Genomic DNA, 13,558 nt, shown 5'->3' with positions numbered 1-13,558 from the left:
GATGGGCCGCTGAGCCTGTCGAAGCGTCGCCTACTTCTTGCCGAACAGACCGCCCAGGATGTCGCCGATCACGTTGCCGCCGCCCTGCGAGCCGCCGCCGGTCGAGCCGCCGAACAGCCCGCCGAGGCCGCCGAGGATGTCGTCGAGCCCGCCGCCACTGGTCGAGTTCTGCTGGCTGCCGCCGAGCAGACCGCCGAGGATGTTCCCGAGGCCGCCTCCGTTGTCGCCCGAGTCGCCCGAGCCGCCCTTGGCGTTGGCCAGCACGCCCATGATGATCGGTGCGAGGATCGGCAGGAGCTTGCCGAAGTCGATGCCGCCGGCGGTCTTGTCCGACTTGGTCAGGCTGTCGGTCACCTGCTGCTGCTTGTCTCCGAACACGTGGCCGAGGATCTTGCCGCCGTCGGCCTGGTCCACGTCGTCCACCTTCGACGCGCCGGAGAAGCCGCCGTGGCGGTTCAGGGCGTTCTCGATGGCGGAGGAGCCCTCCGTCGTCTTCGCGTTGCTGGCGAGTCCGTGAACGAGGGCGGCACTGCCCTCGGTGACGGCCTGTCGGGCGACATCCGTGCTGACGCCGAACTTGGCGGCGATGTCGTCGATCGGCACCTGCTTGAGGATCTCGTCGAGGTCCATGGTCTTCCTTCCCCGCGGGCGCCTGCCCGCTCCACCGCTCACAGTAGTGCGCATGCCGATCTAAACTCGATCCCATGCGCGCCGCGGACATTCCTGAAGACCTCACCCAGATCCTCGTCACCGAGGAGGAGATCCACGCCAAGCTCGCGGAGCTCGCCGCGCGGGTGACCGTCGACTACGAGGGCAAGGATCTCATCCTCATCGGCGTGCTCAAGGGCGCGGTGATGGTGATGGCCGACTTCATCCGCGCGCTGCCCTTCCACGTGCCGATGGACTGGATGGCGGTCTCCAGCTACGGCGCCGGCACCAAGTCCAGCGGCGTGGTGCAGATCCGCAAGGACCTCGACACCGATCTGCACGGAAAGCATGTGCTGATCGTCGAGGACATCATCGACTCGGGCCTGACCCTGAGCTGGCTGCTGGAGAACTTCGAGTCCCGCGGTGCGGAGTCCATCGAGGTGCTGGCGCTGCTGCGCAAGCCCGAGGCGGCGAAGGTCGAGATCGACTGCAAGTACGTCGGCTTCGACATCCCCACCGAGTTCGTGGTCGGCTACGGGCTGGACTACGCCGAGCGCTACCGCAACCTGCGTGACGTCGCAGTGCTGGCGCCGCACGTGTATTCCTGAGAACGCATCGGATCCTCCCGGTTCGCCGATGGTGAACGCACAGCAGGGGGCCAGTGCCCGGGCGGTACGCTGAACGGACCATGGATGTCAAGAAGATCTCCCGCAACCCGCTGATCTACATCGTGCTGATCGGCGCGCTGCTCTTCGGCGGGTTCCTGCTGATCTCGAACCTGTCGGCGCCCACGCTCATCACCGCACCGCAGGGCATCGAGCTGCTGCAGGGCAAGACGGTCACCAAGGCGGTCAACACCGACGGCGATCAGCGCGTCGACCTGACCCTGTCGAAGCCGTTCAAGGGCGCCACGAACGTGCAGTTCTACTACGTCGAAGCGCGCGCCCCGCAGGTGCTCGAGGCCATCGACGATGCCGGCATCAAGCCCGCCGACTCTCGTGACGTCGTGCCGCGCTCGACGTGGCTGGACGGGTTCATCTCCCTTCTTCTTCCCCTCGTGCTGCTGGGACTGCTGTTCTGGTGGCTGCTCTCCTCCATGCAGGGCGGCGGCAGCAAGGTCATGCAGTTCGGCAAATCCAAGGCCAAACTCGTCAACAAGGAGACCCCGACCGTCACCTTCGCCGACGTGGCCGGCGCTGATGAGGCCATCGAGGAGCTCCACGAGATCAAGGAGTTCCTGCAGGATCCGGGCAGGTTCCAGGCCATCGGCGCCCGCATCCCGAAGGGCGTGCTGCTGTACGGCCCTCCCGGAACCGGGAAGACGCTGCTGGCCCGTGCCGTGGCCGGCGAGGCCGGCGCCCCGTTCTACTCCATCTCCGGCTCGGACTTCGTGGAGATGTTCGTCGGCGTCGGCGCCTCCCGCGTGCGCGACCTGTTCAACCAGGCCAAGGAGAACGCTCCGGCCATCATCTTCATCGACGAGATCGACGCCGTCGGCCGGCACCGCGGCGCGGGCCTCGGCGGTGGCAACGACGAGCGTGAGCAGACGCTGAACCAGATGCTCGTCGAGATGGATGGCTTCGACCCGAACGCCAACGTCATCGTCATCGCGGCCACCAACCGTCCCGACATCCTGGACCCCGCACTTCTGCGTCCGGGCCGCTTCGACCGTCAGATCGGCGTGGACGCGCCCGATCTGAAGGGCCGGCAGAAGATCCTCGAGGTGCATGCCAAGGGCAAGCCGCTCTCCAAGAACGTCGAGCTCGAGGTGGTAGCCCGCAAGACGCCCGGCTTCACCGGCGCCGACCTGGCCAACGTGCTCAACGAGGCCGCTCTGCTGACCGCCCGCTCCAATGCGCAGCTGATCGACAACCGCGCTCTGGATGAGGCCATCGATCGCGTGATCGCCGGCCCGCAGCGCCGCACCCGGGTGATGAAGGATCGCGAGAGGCTCATCACGGCGTACCACGAGGGAGGCCACGCCCTGGCTGCGGCAGCCATGAACCACACCGACCCGGTCACGAAGATCACCATCCTGCCGCGCGGCAAGGCCCTCGGCTACACGATGGTGCTGCCGCTGGATGACAAGTACTCCGTCACCCGCAACGAGCTGCAGGATCAGCTGACCTACGCGATGGGCGGACGAGTGGCCGAGGAGATCGTGTTCCACGACCCCACCACCGGTGCCAGCAACGACATCGAGAAGGCCACCGGCATCGCCCGGAAGATGGTCACCGAGTACGGCATGACCACGCAGGTGGGGCCGGTCAAGCTCGGCTCCGAGGGCGGCGAGATGTTCGTGGCCCGCGACATGAACCGCGGCCACGACTACTCCGACAAGATCGCCGAGGCCGTCGACGAGCAGGTGCGGGCGCTGATCGAGCAGGCGCACGACGAGGCCTACCAGGTGATCAGCGAGAACCGCGATGTGCTCGACCGCCTCGCGCTGGCGCTGCTCGAGGAGGAGACGCTCGACCACCACCGCATCGCCGAGATCTTCACCGACGTGCGCAAGCTGCCCGAACGCCCGCAGTGGCTCTCCAGCGACCGCCGCCCGGTATCGACGCTGCCTCCGATCGCCGTTCCCGTGCGGGCCGTCGAGCCCGTCGCGGCCGACGAGCAGGCGCGCACCGAGACTCCGCGCACGGCAGGGCCGAAGAGCGTCGGCGGGCAGGCGCGGCCGGCGACGGCCTGACGTGGCGGTTGACAAGGAGCGTCTCGAGCACCTCACCCGAGAACTGCTCGAAGCCATCGGAGAGGACCCGGATCGTCCTGGACTGACCCAGACGCCGAGCCGGGTCGCCGAGCTGTACGCGGAGCTGTTCGCCGGCGTGGGCGAGGACCCTGCGGTGCACCTCTCCCGCACCATCAGCGTCGCCGGCGGCCCCGCGCCCGACACGCTGCCGTCGGGCGCGGTGGTCATGCGCGGCATCCGCTTCCGCTCGGTCTGCGAGCACCACCTGCTGCCCTTCGCCGGGGTCGCGCACCTGGCGTACCTGCCGGGCGAGCAGGTCGTCGGCCTCGGGTCGCTGGTGAAGGTCGTGGAGACCCTCGCCGCCCGCCCGCAGGTGCAGGAGCGGCTGGGCGAGCAGATCGCGGATGCCGTCACCGCGAACCTCGATGCCCGGGGCGTGCTGGTCGTGATGGACGCCGTGCACGGCTGCGTCACGCTGCGCGGCGGGCGCCAGCCCGATGCGTCCACCGTCACCGTCGCCGCCCGCGGGGAACTGGCCGAACCCGCTGCCCGCGCGGAGATCATCGCCCTGATCGGGGCCGCCGCGTGACCGGCATCTGGGGCGTGCTCAACACGACGCCCGACTCGTTCAGCGACGGCGGCCGGTACATCGACCCCGAGGCCGCCATCCAGCGCGCCCGCCTCATGCACTCCCAGGGCGCCGTGATCATCGACGTGGGCGGCGAGTCCACCCGACCGGGCGCGCTGCGCGTGGATCCCGGGATCGAGCGCTCCCGCGTGCTGCCGGTCATCGAGGCGCTGACGGATGCCGGCATTCCCACCTCCATCGACACACTCAATGCCGACACCGCTGTCGCCGCCGTGCGGGCGGGCTCGCGGATCGTCAACGACGTGTCCGGAGGCCTCGCCGACGAGCGGATGCTGTCGGCCGTCGCCGAGCTGGGCGCCGACATCGCGATCGGCCACTGGCGCGGGCCGAGCCAGGACATGTACGCGCACGCGCAGTACACGCGCGTGGCCCGCGAGGTCGCCGGCGAGCTGCGCGAGCGGGTGGTGGCCGCGAAGGCGGCCGGCATCGCCCCCGCCCGGATCATCGTCGACCCCGGCATCGGATTCGCCAAGACCGCCGAGCAGAACTGGGAGGTGCTGCGTGGACTCGACGAGATCTCCGCTCTCGGCCACCGTGTGCTGGTCGGCACGTCGCGCAAGCGCCTGCTGGCCGACGCGCTGCACAGGGCATCCGGACCCGACCCGCTCAGCGAGCGGCGCCGCGACCTGGCGACGGCCGTGACCAGCGCCCTGGCCGCGCGGGCGGGGATCTGGGCCGTGCGCGTGCACGATGTGGCGGCCACACGAGACGCGCTGGCCGTGGTCGGCGCATGGGACGGAGTCTGACATGGATGTTCTCGACGAGATCGTGCTGACCGGGCTGACGGTGTTCGGCCACCACGGAGTGTTCGACTTCGAGCGCCGTGACGGTCAGGAGTTCACCATCGACCTGCGGCTGATGCTGCCGCTGAGCAGGCCGGCGGCATCCGACGACGTGCTCGACACCGTGCACTACGGCGAGCTGGCCGACAAGGTCGCGGCGATCGTGGCCGGTGAGCCGGTGAACCTCATCGAGAAGCTCGCGGAGCGCATCGCGGATGCCGTGCTCGAGGATGAGCGCGTGCAGCTGGTCACCGTCACCGTGCACAAGCCGCATGCGCCCATCCAGCAGACCTTCGCCGACGTGGCTGTGGTCGTGCACCGGAGACGTGGCTGATGGACGTGCGCCTCACGCATCTGCCTGAGCCGCCGGACCCGCGGCCCGGCCGCGATCCGCAGGTCGCCGTCGTCGCGATGGGCTCGAACGAGGGCGACCGCGGTGAGATGCTGCATGCTGCTGCCGAGCGGCTGCGCCGCCTGCCGCTGGTCGCCGACGTGGTGATGTCCGAGCCCATCGAATCCATCGCCGTCAAGCCGGACGGACCGGACCCGGATGCTCCCCGCTACCTGAACGCGGTGGCGCTGGTGACCACGCGGCTTGCGCCGCAGGTGCTGCTGGGCATGCTGCACGCCGTGGAGGAGGAGCAGGGCCGGGTGCGCCTGGAGCGCTGGGGCGACCGAACGCTCGACCTGGACCTCATCGCCTACGGAGATTTCCGCAGCGATGAGGAGCACCTGATGGTGCCGCATCCACGCGCTGCGGAGCGGCTCTTCGTGCTGGAGCCGTGGCTCAGCCTCGACCCGGATGCCGTGCTGCCCGGCGCCGGGCGGGTGGACGAGCTGGTGCGCCGCCTGAAGGCGCAGCAGTGAAGCGCACCTCGCCGGGCGCACTCGCCGTGCTGGCACTGCTGGCGGCGGGGGCCGGCTACGGCTTCGATCACCTGCTCACGGTGACCGGACGCGCGACGTTCACCCCCTCGCTGTTCCTGCCGGTGCTCCTGGTGCTGCTGGCGGTCGCCTGCCTGGGCGTGGCCTGGCCGGTCCGTCGCAGCGTGCGCGGCGGCGTGCGGATCGACCCGTTCCGCGCGGCCCGCGCGTCGACGCTGGCGCAGGCGTCCAGCCTGCTGGGCGCGATCATGACGGGATTCGCCATCGGCCTGCTCGGCTACCTCTCCACCCGTCCCGTGCCGACGCCGGTAGGGTCGACGGTGGCGATGGTCGCCCTGATCGTGGGAGCACTCGTGCTGATCGGGGCGGCACTGGTCGCCGAACAGTTCTGCACTCTGCCGAAGGATCCTGATGACCGAGAGCCCGACGACACCGCCCGCTGACCCGAACGAGCCCGCTCAGCCCGCCGTGCCGGCGTCTCCCGTCGAGCCGGCGCCGCCTGTCGTGGCGCAACCGCCTGCAGGATCGGTCGGTCCGGCCGAGCCCGAGCATCCGGCATCCGCTCCTCTCTTCCCGCCCGTGCTGGATGTCGGCACCTATGAGTCCCTGCGCACGCCGCGCAGCGGCCGGGCGCTCGCGCTCGACGGCGTCTGGCACCAGATCTCCCCGCGGTACGTGGTCTCGCAGTACGTGCAGAACGCGATCTTCATCGCCGTGACTGTCATCGCGGCGCTCGTGCTGGCACTCGTCCTCGCTCAGACCTGGGTGTGGATCCCGGCGGGTGCGATCGTGCTCGTCGACGTGTTCACGCTGATCATCCTGCCCCGGCAGGCCAGGGCGCTCGGCTACATGCTGCGTGCCGACGACGTGGTGTTCCGCCGGGGCATCCTGTGGCAGCGCATGGTCGCCGTGCCCTACGGGCGCATGCAGCTCGTCGACATCACGCAGGGGCCGCTCGACCGCGCGTTCGGCATCTCGCAGCTGAAGATGGTCACCGCCGCCGCGACCACCGGCGTGCAGATCCCCGGCCTCACGCAGGAGGCCGCCGAGGTGCTGCGCGACACGCTCATCGAGGTGGCCGAGACCCGCAGGACGGGACTGTGACCGACTCGGCCGGGTGGGCGTCGCAGCCCGACGGGGATCCGGCCCCTGCGGTGCTGCCGCAGGGCGGGTCGTCGTCTCAGGCTGACGGCGAGTGGCATCGGATGCATCCGCTGACGCCGCTGTTCAAGGGCGGCCTGGTGCTGATCATCGTCGCGGGCATCGTGATCTCGAACCTGCGCGACCGCGTGATCGCCTGGACGGTGAGCATCTTCGCCCCGGGCGAGTCCAAGTACCTCGACTACGGCGGCGACCCCGTCGACTGGGTGCTGGCGAACAACCTGGTGCTGCTGGTGCTGCTGGGCGTGCTGGCGCTGGCGATCCTGCTGGTCGTCGTGTTCTGGATGTTCTGGCGGTTCCACCGGTTCCGCATCACCGGCGACCACGTCGAGGTGCGCAAGGGCATCGTGTTCCGCTCGCACCGTCGTGCGCCGTTGGACCGGGTGCAGGGCGTGAACCTCACCCGTCCGTTTCCCGCCCGCATCATCGGCCTCGCCAAGCTCGAGGTCGTGGGTGCCGGCAACGACGCCAACGTGGAGCTGGAGTACCTGTCCACGCCGAAGGCGGAGTCCATCCGCGCCGACATCCTGCGGCTGGCATCCGGTGCCAGGGCGGCGCGCGCACAGGCGCGCAGCGGCGGCGCCGGCATGCCCGCTCATGCGAGTATGACCTCGCAGCTCGTCGACTCGATGAACGTCGGTGTCAGCGACCTGATCGCGGGGGTGGACCTGGCTGACGTGGCACCCGAGAGCGTCGTCAAGATCCCCACCGGCCGTCTGGTCGCCTCGCAGCTGATCTCAGCGGTGCTGTGGGTGCTGTTCTTCGGTGCGATCTTCGTCGTCGCGCTCACGGCCTCCTTCTTCGGGATGACCGCGGACGGCGACAGCAGCGGCGAGATCATCGTCTCGATGGTGGGCATCGCGCTCGGGATGGGCGTGCCCCTCGTGATCGCCGTGGTCGGCATCACGTGGGCGCAGATCTCCAAGTCGCTGCGCTACTCGATCGCCCCCACGCCGGATGGCGTGCGCATCACCTACGGCCTGCTGACGACCGTCACCGAGACGCTCCCGCCTGGCCGCATCTTCGCGGTCGAGGTGACGCAGTCGCTGCTGTGGCGGCCGTTCGGCTGGTGGACGGTCAAGATCAACCGGATGAGCGGCAAGAGCGCAGCGCAGCAGCAGTCCGGCAACGCGCAGCAGTTCAACATCGTGCTGCCGGTCGGCAAGCGCGCCGACGTCGAGCGCGTGCTGTCGCTGATCCTTCCGGGCGCGCCCGCCCAGGACCTGCCCCTGGTGTGGGAGCACGGCATCCTCGGGCCAACCGTCGGCGACCCCTACAAGACCATCCCGAAGCGCGCCTGGTGGCATCGCCCGCTGTCGTGGAAGCGTCACGGGTACGCGATCACCGAGTTCGGCGTGCTGCTTCGCCGCGGGATGCTGTGGCGCAAGCTCGCCGTCTTCCCGCTTGCGCGACTGCAGGGGGTGTCCATCGCTCAGGGGCCGCTGGACCGGCTGCAGAACGTGTCCGGCGGACAAGTGCACTCCGTCACCGGGCCCATCTCGGGCACCCTGTCGGGTCTCGAGCGGGATGACGCGATCGCGCTGCTCGACCGCGTGAGCCGAGCCGCGGCGCTCGCCGCCACACGGGACCACACGCACCGATGGGGCGAGTGGCAGGCGGAGATCCTGCCGTCGGAGCCGCCCGCATCGCCCGTGTCGTCGGCACCGCCTGCACCCGTGCTGCCACCCAGGGCCCCCGAGGAGTGAGCATGAACAGGGACGGCCGTCTGGGCGTCGGAATCATCGGCGCAGGTCGAGTGGGCCCGGTCATCGGCGCCGCGCTCGCCGGGGCCGGACACGCGATCGTCGGAATCACCGCCGGATCGGATGACGACAGAGCGGCCGCCGTGCTGCCGGGTGTGCCGGTGCTGGAGGCCCTGGAGGTCGTGCGCCGCAGCGAGCTCGTCGTGCTCGCCGTCCCGCACGACGAACTGCCCGGCCTCGTCGCGGGGATCGCCGAGGTCGGCGGATGGCAGCTGGGCCAGCTGGTGCTGCACACCGATCCGCTGCATGGCATCGAGGTGCTGCGTCCGGCCGCCGAGCGCGGCGCGATTCCGTTGGCGGTGCACCCCGCGATCGCGTTCACCGGCACCACCATGGACCTGCGACAGTTGAACGCGTCGTTCGCCGCCGTCACGGCCCCCGCTGCGGTGCTGCCCATCGCGCAGGCGCTCGCGGTGGAACTGGGCTGCGAGCCCGTCGTCATCGCCGAGCAGGATCGGGCCGCCTACGGCGAGGCCATCGCCACGGCATCCGAGTTCTCCCGAGCCATCGTCGAGCAGGCGACCTCGCTGCTGCGCAGCGTGGGCGTCGAGAACCCCGGCGGCTACCTCTCCGCGTTGGTCTCATCCACCGTGGAGCAGGCGCTGCGCGAGGCGGCAGGCCCGGGGGACATCCCCTTCGGGCTCTGAGCCCGTGGCGTGCTCGGGCACCCCCGGGCGCTCGCCTCGCGCTCAGGAGGGCCGAAGCCCCGCCGGTAGACTGGGAGGCGACTTTCCCGAGGAGCCCCACCCATGACTGACGTGCCTGCGCAGACCACCGTCCCCGCCGAGCTGGAGGACGACGTCTTCGAGCAGAAGGCCGTGCGTCTTGCCAAGCGCGACAAGCTGATCGCGAACCGGGCGGATGCCGGTGGCGGGGCGTTCCCCGTGGGCGTGCCCGTCACGCACGGCATCCCGGCGCTGCGCGCGCAGTACGGCGGCCTCGAGGCCGGCGCCGAGACCGGCGAGATCGTCGGCGTGGCCGGCCGCGTGGTGTTCAGCCGCAATACCGGCAAGCTGTGCTTCGCGACCCTGCAGGCCGGCGACGGTTCGCGCATCCAGGCGATGGTCTCCCTCGCGAACGTCGGCGAGGAGTCGCTGGCGGGTTGGAAGGAGCTCGTCGACCTGGGCGATCACGTGTTCGTGCACGGTGAGGTCATCTCCAGCCGGCGCGGCGAGCTGTCGATCATGGCCGACGACTGGGCCATCGCATCCAAGGCGATCCTGCCGCTGCCGAACGTGTACGCCGAGCTCAGTGAGGAGTCGCGCGTGCGCAGCCGCTTCCTCGACCTGATCGTGCGCGACCAGGCCCGCGCCACCGTGCGCGCCCGCGCAGCCGTGAACGCCAGCCTGCGCGCCACGTTCACCAGCCACGACTACCTCGAGGTGGAGACCCCCATGCTGCAGGTGCAGCACGGCGGGGCATCCGCCCGTCCGTTCGTGACGCACTCCAACGCGTTCGACACGGAGCTGTACCTGCGCATCGCCCCGGAGCTGTACCTCAAGCGCGCCGTGGTCGGCGGTATCGAGCGGGTCTATGAGATCAACCGCAACTTCCGCAACGAGGGGGCGGACTCCACGCACTCGCCGGAGTTCGCCATGCTCGAGGCCTACCAGGCGTACGGCGACTACAACCAGATGGCCGAGCTCACGCAGGAGCTCGTGCAGAACGCGGCCATCGCGGTCGCCGGATCCACCACCGTCACGTGGGCGGACGGCACCGAGTACGACCTGGGCGGTGAGTGGGACCGCATCTCGATGTACGACTCGCTGTCGGCGGCATGCGGTCGCACGGTCACCCCGCAGGATGCGGTCGAGGACCTGATCGCCTTCGCGAACGAGAGCGGTGTGGACATCCCCGCGCATGCCACGCACGGCAAGCTCGTCGAGGAGCTGTGGGAGCACTTCGTGAAGGGCGACCTGGTGCGCCCCACGTTCGTGATGGACTTCCCCGTCGACACCTCTCCGCTGGTGCGCGACCATCGCTCGACCGCCGGCGTCGTGGAGAAGTGGGACCTGTACATCCGCGGGTTCGAGCTGGCCACCGGGTACTCCGAGCTGGTCGACCCCGTCATCCAGCGCGAGCGCTTCACCGAGCAGGCCAAGCTGGCCGCGCGCGGTGACGACGAGGCCATGTCCATCGACGAGGAGTTCCTGCGCGCGCTCGAGCACGGCATGCCGCCGTCCGGGGGCATGGGCATGGGCATCGATCGACTGCTGATGGCCGTCACGGGCCTGGGCATCCGCGAGACGATCCTCTTCCCACTGGTGAAGTAGGGGAGATCACCGTGGTGTTCGGGGTCGTCGATCTTGTCATCGCGGTGCTTCTGCTGGTCGCCGTCGTGGTGGGTCTGAGCGCGGGGTTCTTCTCGATCCTCGGCGCGCTGTGCGGGCTGGTCGCGGGTGCGCTCGCCGTGCCCGTAGTGCTTCCGCTGGTGGCCCGCGTGCTGCCGGAGAGTCAGTGGCAGGGGCTGATCGTCGTGGCCGTCGCCCTGGCACTGCTGGTCGTCGGCTCGGGAATCGGATCGGCGATCGGCGCGCTGCTGCGCCGGGGAGCGGACCACCTGCGTCTGCGGGTGCTGGAGCGGATGCTGGGCGGTGTCGCCGCGCTGGTCGCCGGCGCCCTGGCCGTCACGATGGCGGGATCGTCGATCGCGACGGCCGGCATCCCCGGCCTCTCGCCCGCCGTCGCCTCGTCCAGCGTGCTGAGCACCATCGAGCAGTACACGCCGGCTCCGCTCGCCGATGCGACAGCACGGCTGCGCGCGCTCGTGTTCGGCGGGATGCAGCTGCCGACGGTCGACGGCGCGGCCAGCCCCGGCGTGCTGGACGCCTCGCCGCACGCCGGTTCCATCGACCTGTCGAGCCCCGGGTTGAAGGCCGCGCAGGCTTCGGTGGCCCGCGTCTCGGGCGTGGCCAGCCAGTGCAGCATCATCTCCAACGGCTCGGGCTTCGTGATCGCCCCCGACCGCATCATCACCAACGCGCACGTCGTGGCGGGTGTCAGCACGCCCGTGGTGGAGCTGCCGGGGGAGCCCGCACGCGACGGCCGCGTGATCTACTACGACCCCGTGGACGACATCGCGGTGATCGCCGCCGACGTCACGGCCAAGCCGCTCGCGCTCTCCGATGCGCTGAAGCCCGGCGACGGCGCCGCCGTGATGGGGTACCCCTTCGGGGGACCCTTCACCGAGGTGGCCGCCGGGGTGATCTCGTCGTCGAATGCGACGCTGCCGAGCATCTACGGTGACCGCACCGATGTGCGCAGCATCTACGCGCTGCGGGCGCAGGTGGAGCCCGGCAACTCCGGCGGACCGCTGCTCACCGAGAGCGGGCAGGCGGCGGGTCTCGTCTTCGCCAAGGACGAGGTCAAGCCGGGCATCGGCTACGCGATGACCAATGCCGAACTGCTGCCCGTGATCGCCCAGCTGGGGAGCGACAAGAAGACCGTCTCGACCGGAGCATGTCGGAAAGAGTAGCGCGCAGCTCGCATCAGGCACGATGCAGCACCCACTCCGGCAGCAGCGCCGCCGACAGCATGCTCGAGATCAGCGACGCCATGCCGTGCTCCGGCTCGATCTTCAGCGCCTGATCGATGTACTGCCCGGCGTGCGAGGAGCGCCCCATCGCCCACGCCAGCCAGGCGGCTGCCGTCAGGGCGCCGGGCTTCGCTGTCCGTGGGGCGAGCGACGCGGCCCGACGCACCACCTGCAGAGCGCAACCCAGCCGATCGGGGTCGGGGCGGGGCCCGCGCCCCAGGAACACCCGGCCGACGGCATCCGGGATCTCGTCGTGGGTGCCCGCGAACTCCAGCTGCGCCTGCAGCGCCAGGCATCCGAACTCGTCGTCGGTCGCCCATTGCACGATCACGGCGTCGCGCAGGGCGGGCCGGTTCAGGCACCACAGCAGCGCCGCGCAGTCATAGGGGGACAGGTCGCCGGGGCTGCCCGTGATCCGCTCGACGAACCCCGGCAGATCGTCGAGGATCATGCCCGCGCGCTCGAGCGCCAGAGGGCTCTCTCCGGGCTTCGCCGCGATGCGGCCGGGGCGATGCCCCGCCAGCAGCTGCTCCAGCTCGTGCAGCGCGAGCCCGACGCGCTCACGCTGCACGAGGTCGCCCGGTGGCAGTTCCGCGCCCGCGGTCTGGTCGCCGGTGACGGACCCGATCCCGGGAAGGTCCGGGAGGAGCGGGATGCCGGCCAGTGGCCGGATGACGGGCCCGTCCTCCCCGTAGTCCGCCCACCCCTCCGGCGTCACGCACAGGGCGTCGACGAGATGCAGCCCCGCCTGCTCGATGACGTCGACCAGCGTCTCCGCGAGCGCCAGCCTCGGCAGCAGGACACCGTCGGGGACGGTCTGCGCAGATTCGTCGGTGTAGACCACGACGGCCGTCGCGTCGACGCCGCGCACCTGCAGAAGCGCGTGCACGGCGGCGTTCGCGAACTCCTCGGGATCGACGTCGGCATCCGGCAGATCCATGCGCATCGCGCCGTGCGCGCGGTTCCCGTGGAACGGCAGCATCACGATGCTCCGCCTCGGGGTGAAGCCGGCCAGAGCCGGGACGATGCCGAGCAGCTCGGCGGGTTCTGTGGCGTGGATGATCGTGCTCATGCCGTGAGTGTGCCGAGCAGGCTCCCACCTGTGCTCACACTGGATCCGCGGGATCCTCGGCTGCTGTGCACAGGTCGTCCGGATCCGCCTTCTGTGCAGGGCGATTCACAGCGGCCGTACCGTACGATTGAGACGTGGACAACATCTGGGTCGCGGTGGGCTGGGCGATTCTGCCGACCCTGGCGATCTGCATCCTCTTCGCGATCATCCTGCGCGGCATCCTGCGATCCGACCGCACCGAGCGCAAGGTGCACGCCCAGATCGAGGCCGAGGAGCGCGCTCGACGCGGACTGCCGCCCAAGGCATCCTGACCGCCTCCGTCTCGGACTGCGGCTACTGTGAACCAGAGCGGACAGCAGTGAGGGCCG

The 13,558-nt window shown here is 70.2% G+C and carries 15 protein-coding genes; 13 read left to right on the top strand and 2 right to left on the bottom strand.

All coding sequences use genetic code 11. The annotated features are described in order from the left end of the window. Positions 1 to 30: 30 nt before the first annotated feature. Positions 31 to 630, bottom strand: coding sequence for a DUF937 domain-containing protein (locus WA967_RS07000; protein WP_424420471.1), 600 nt, complete (start codon positions 628 to 630; stop codon positions 31 to 33). Positions 631 to 704: 74 nt separating this feature from the next. On the opposite strand from WA967_RS07000, the gene hpt reads away from it, so the two are divergent. The 12 genes from hpt (at position 705) to WA967_RS06940 (ending at position 12,058) form a co-directional block, all read left to right on the top strand. Further along, positions 705 to 1,256, top strand: a complete 552-nt coding sequence (gene hpt, locus WA967_RS06995; protein WP_424420468.1) for a hypoxanthine phosphoribosyltransferase — start codon at positions 705 to 707, stop codon at positions 1,254 to 1,256. A gap of 80 nt (positions 1,257 to 1,336) precedes the next feature. Next, on the top strand, positions 1,337 to 3,343 hold the full coding sequence (gene ftsH / locus WA967_RS06990) for an ATP-dependent zinc metalloprotease FtsH (RefSeq protein ID WP_424420465.1): 2,007 nt from the start codon (positions 1,337 to 1,339) through the stop codon (positions 3,341 to 3,343). Between the two features lies 1 nt (position 3,344). Next, a complete protein-coding gene (folE, locus tag WA967_RS06985) occupies positions 3,345 to 3,932 on the top strand; it encodes a GTP cyclohydrolase I (protein ID WP_424420463.1) in 588 nt (195 codons plus the stop codon). Then, positions 3,929 to 4,738 carry a dihydropteroate synthase gene (folP, locus tag WA967_RS06980; protein WP_424420460.1) on the top strand — a complete coding sequence of 270 codons (810 nt, stop codon included), beginning with the start codon at positions 3,929 to 3,931 and terminating at the stop codon, positions 4,736 to 4,738. Before folE ends, folP begins: the two co-directional genes overlap by 4 nt. Before the next feature lies 1 nt (position 4,739). Next, entirely contained in the window at positions 4,740 to 5,108 is a 369-nt protein-coding gene (gene folB, locus WA967_RS06975; protein ID WP_424420457.1) for a dihydroneopterin aldolase, read from the top strand. Continuing rightward, positions 5,108 to 5,641, top strand: a complete 534-nt coding sequence (folK, locus tag WA967_RS06970) for a 2-amino-4-hydroxy-6-hydroxymethyldihydropteridine diphosphokinase (protein WP_424420454.1) — start codon at positions 5,108 to 5,110, stop codon at positions 5,639 to 5,641. Before folB ends, folK begins: the two co-directional genes overlap by 1 nt. After that, a complete protein-coding gene (locus tag WA967_RS06965; RefSeq protein WP_424420451.1) occupies positions 5,638 to 6,102 on the top strand; it encodes a DUF3180 domain-containing protein in 465 nt (154 codons plus the stop codon). The genes folK and WA967_RS06965 overlap by 4 nt, the downstream gene beginning before the upstream one ends. A 163-nt stretch (positions 6,103 to 6,265) precedes the next feature. Then, entirely contained in the window at positions 6,266 to 6,763 is a 498-nt protein-coding gene (locus WA967_RS06960) for a PH domain-containing protein (RefSeq protein ID WP_424420570.1), read from the top strand. Then, positions 6,760 to 8,526 (top strand): PH domain-containing protein, encoded by a 1,767-nt coding sequence (locus tag WA967_RS06955; protein ID WP_424420449.1) that lies wholly within the window; start codon positions 6,760 to 6,762, stop codon positions 8,524 to 8,526. Before WA967_RS06960 ends, WA967_RS06955 begins: the two co-directional genes overlap by 4 nt. Positions 8,527 to 8,528: 2 nt before the next feature. Further along, positions 8,529 to 9,230, top strand: coding sequence for a DUF2520 domain-containing protein (locus WA967_RS06950; protein ID WP_424420446.1), 702 nt, complete (start codon positions 8,529 to 8,531; stop codon positions 9,228 to 9,230). 102 nt (positions 9,231 to 9,332) lie between these two features. Continuing rightward, positions 9,333 to 10,856 (top strand): lysine--tRNA ligase, encoded by a 1,524-nt coding sequence (lysS, locus tag WA967_RS06945; protein ID WP_424420444.1) that lies wholly within the window; start codon positions 9,333 to 9,335, stop codon positions 10,854 to 10,856. Positions 10,857 to 10,867: 11 nt separating this feature from the next. Continuing rightward, complete coding sequence (locus WA967_RS06940; RefSeq protein ID WP_424420442.1) at positions 10,868 to 12,058, top strand: MarP family serine protease; 1,191 nt, start codon at positions 10,868 to 10,870, stop codon at positions 12,056 to 12,058. A gap of 13 nt (positions 12,059 to 12,071) precedes the next feature. Here WA967_RS06940 and WA967_RS06935 read toward each other — a convergent pair whose 3' ends face one another. Further along, positions 12,072 to 13,190 (bottom strand): DUF4192 family protein, encoded by a 1,119-nt coding sequence (locus WA967_RS06935; protein WP_424420439.1) that lies wholly within the window; start codon positions 13,188 to 13,190, stop codon positions 12,072 to 12,074. Between the two features lie 134 nt (positions 13,191 to 13,324). Between WA967_RS06935 and WA967_RS06930 the strand changes: the two genes are divergently transcribed. Beyond that, a complete protein-coding gene (locus WA967_RS06930; RefSeq protein WP_424420437.1) occupies positions 13,325 to 13,501 on the top strand; it encodes a hypothetical protein in 177 nt (58 codons plus the stop codon). The last annotated feature ends 57 nt before the right edge of the window (positions 13,502 to 13,558 follow it).

Source organism: Microbacterium sp. (assembly GCF_049650565.1).
In the GTDB taxonomy this organism is placed as follows: Bacteria; Actinomycetota; Actinomycetes; order Actinomycetales; family Microbacteriaceae; genus Microbacterium.
This window is presented reverse-complemented; position numbering and strand designations above follow the sequence as displayed.